Here is a 2606-nt window from a genome sequence, read left to right on the forward strand (position 1 = left end):
CCCGCCCGCGCCGACCGGCCGCGTCCAGATCGACGACTTCCCGGAGGCCCGTATGCCGCGTACCGTCCCCGCCTCCTCGGCCGGGAGCGAGGAGGCCGACGGCCCGTTGCCGGAGCGCGCGCCGCGCGTGCCCGTCGGCGAGGCGGGACCGGCCCTGGACGCGGCGTGGCGGGCGGAACAGGCGGTGCGCAACCGGGAGATCGCGCGCCACGGCATCCAGGACGCCAGTGAACTGCTGGCCCACCGCTACCGGCTCCCCGACGTCGACGCCGGGTTCTCGCTGCTGCGCCAGGCGTCGCAGCGGCACAACGTGAAGCTTCACAGCGTCGCCGACGCGGTCAACCACGTCCGGCCTCCGTCGGGTACGAAGGTGTGGTTCCCCGGGCGCGCCCGCACCGCGCCGCCCGCCACGTCGGCACTGAACCGGAGCCGTGACAGGGGACGCGCCCGCGAATGGCAGTACAGCGACCTCACCAAGGAGGTCCTGTCCCAGACCTTGGCCATCGTCGGCGCGCCGCGCGGCTCGATGCACGTCATCGAGTCCGACCTGGTGCGCCTGGAGCACCAGCGCAATCTGGACGGCCCGTACAGCGACCGCTTCGCCTTCGTCGAGGACAGCGAGTCCCTCGCGTACTGGCACCTGGCGTCCATGTGCCAGGTCATCGTCCACGACCTCCAGAAGGCCGCGCGTTTCCTGGAGGCCGAATCGCACAGGGTCCTGCTGGAGAGCGGTTGCCGGGCCTCCCACACCGTGCCGCTCCTGGACGAGGGGCACCGGCTGATGGGGGTGGTCTGGGCGCACTACGACCGGCCCCTGTCGACCGGCCTGGACGACGAGCAGCAGCGGGACCTCGACACGGTCGGGGCCCAGGCAGGGGCATGGCTGTCCTGGCACAGGCGCACCGTCCTGATGGACGCGCTGGAGGACCTGCACCACCTGGCCACCGACCGCGACCCGGAGAACTGCTGACGGGGCGACGGCGCGGCTGCCCGACTGCCTTCCGCGCCACGTGGGCACGAACCATGCTGCTCGTTCGCTCAGTTCCGTCGCGAGGTGTCACCGGTGACGTGCGCACGTCTGTCCTCACCCCGGAGGTTTTCTGGAGGGAAGCAGGGGCACTCGCGCTGCGCCTGGGGACGACGATGCGGCGGCATGGGCCGCTGAGGAGACACCATGGAGTGGTTGAGGAAGGCGGCGTGCAGGAACGCGGACCCCGAGCTGTTCTTCCCGGTCGGCGAAAAGGGACCCGCGCTGCGGGACATCCGGGCGGCCAAGCGGATCTGCGCGCGCTGCCCGGTGAAGCGGGAGTGCCTCGACTGGGCGCTCGGCACCGGCCAGACGTCCGGCGTCTGGGGTGGCACCTGCGAGGAGGAGCGGACGGCACTGCGCCGCGCGGAGCGGCGACGCGCGGCCGCGGCGGAGCCCCGTTCGTCGCGTTGAGGCGTACGGGGCATGGCTCCCGACGTCATCGCGGCCGGTGACGCGTGGTCATGGAGCCGGTGCGAAGGCCCCGTCGGTCAGGACGGGCACCACGACAGAGGCGTCCCGTTCCGCCGCGATGGCCACGTCCTCGGCGAACCCGCCGGCGATGAGCTCCCGCCCGGACGCACAGGCGGCGACGGCCCCGTCGACGTCCGGTGCCGAGGTGAAGACCGCCGCCGGGGCCTGCGCCTCCGGCGAGAGCGCGGTGCGGCCGTGGTCCCGCAGTGAGGCGATCACGGCTCCCGCGCCGAGCAGGTCCTCGAGCGAGGGACGGAGGCCGCCGTCGGGCCAGCGTTCTCCGGACGCGATCACGGCGACCGGGCGGTCGACGGTCCCGTGTCCGCTGGCGGCGAGCCACGCGCCCACGGCGGTCGCGTTGCGCAGCGAGGCCGCGACGACCGTGGCGCCGGCGGCCGAGGCGGCGATGGCCGACCCGTTGGGCGACGGAAGCACCAAGCGGGGCGCGAACGGAGCGCGTCGCAGCGCGGCGGGGGACAGCGACCACGGCGACGCGTCGGTGACGGCGCGGCGTCCGACGGCCAGAGCCGCGTTCATCCGGCGGGCGAAGGCCTCGGCGCTCGCATCGCGCCGGCGATAGGGATGGACGCGTGTCCCCGCCTCCACCGCGACCGTGACCGACGTGGTGAACGAGAGCACGTCGACGACCACCAGACAGGCCACGCCCGCCGCGAGACGGTCCGCACCGACCGGCCCCCACTCGAACCGCACCCCATGGCCTGTTTGCCGACTCCAGTCGTCCATGGCGGGGAATCATGCCAGGGGCCCGGACGGTCCAGGCACGAGGCCGGCGTCTCCGTACGAGAGAGGCGTCCTACAGTGGGGCACCATGCCGATCCACGTCCGCGCCCCGGCCCACTGCCCGTTGACCTCCGCGGCCGTCGCCGAACTCGTGACGCTCCCCTCGGAGCCCGAAGTGCCCGACGGTGACGACGACTTCGATCTCGTCGACGCGGCGCTGCGCGAGCGCGGCTGAGGCTGGGACCACGGACTGATCAGCGACTCGTTCGTCAACGGCTTCGGGCACGTGGTCCACAGCGACGGCTGCCAGCCCTTCGGCCACTCCGACGTCCGCTGCCTGCTCGTCTTCGGCCAGTTCTACCCC

At 73.3% G+C, this 2606-nt stretch carries 4 protein-coding genes; 3 read left to right on the forward strand and 1 reads right to left on the reverse strand.

What is annotated here, in order from left to right; all coding sequences use genetic code 11:
• The coding region (locus tag AOK22_RS36440; protein WP_055702958.1) for a GAF and ANTAR domain-containing protein at positions 1-970 on the forward strand (970 nt) is incomplete at its 5' end.
• 204 nt (positions 971-1174) lie between these two features.
• Positions 1175-1441, forward strand: a complete 267-nt coding sequence (locus tag AOK22_RS36445; protein ID WP_055702959.1) for a WhiB family transcriptional regulator — start codon at positions 1175-1177, stop codon at positions 1439-1441.
• 48 nt (positions 1442-1489) lie between these two features.
• Here the strand turns inward: AOK22_RS36445 and AOK22_RS36450 are convergent, their stop codons facing one another.
• The gene (locus AOK22_RS36450) at positions 1490-2245 is read right to left on the reverse strand and encodes a 2-phosphosulfolactate phosphatase (RefSeq protein ID WP_055702960.1); all 756 of its coding nucleotides are present in this window, start codon (positions 2243-2245) and stop codon (positions 1490-1492) included.
• Between the two features lie 85 nt (positions 2246-2330).
• On the opposite strand from AOK22_RS36450, the gene AOK22_RS41685 reads away from it, so the two are divergent.
• Positions 2331-2477, forward strand: a complete 147-nt coding sequence (locus tag AOK22_RS41685; protein WP_157872402.1) for a hypothetical protein — start codon at positions 2331-2333, stop codon at positions 2475-2477.
• Positions 2478-2606 lie beyond the last annotated feature (129 nt).

Source organism: Streptomyces silaceus (assembly GCF_001419745.1).
Taxonomy (GTDB): domain Bacteria; phylum Actinomycetota; class Actinomycetes; order Streptomycetales; family Streptomycetaceae; genus Streptomyces; species Streptomyces silaceus.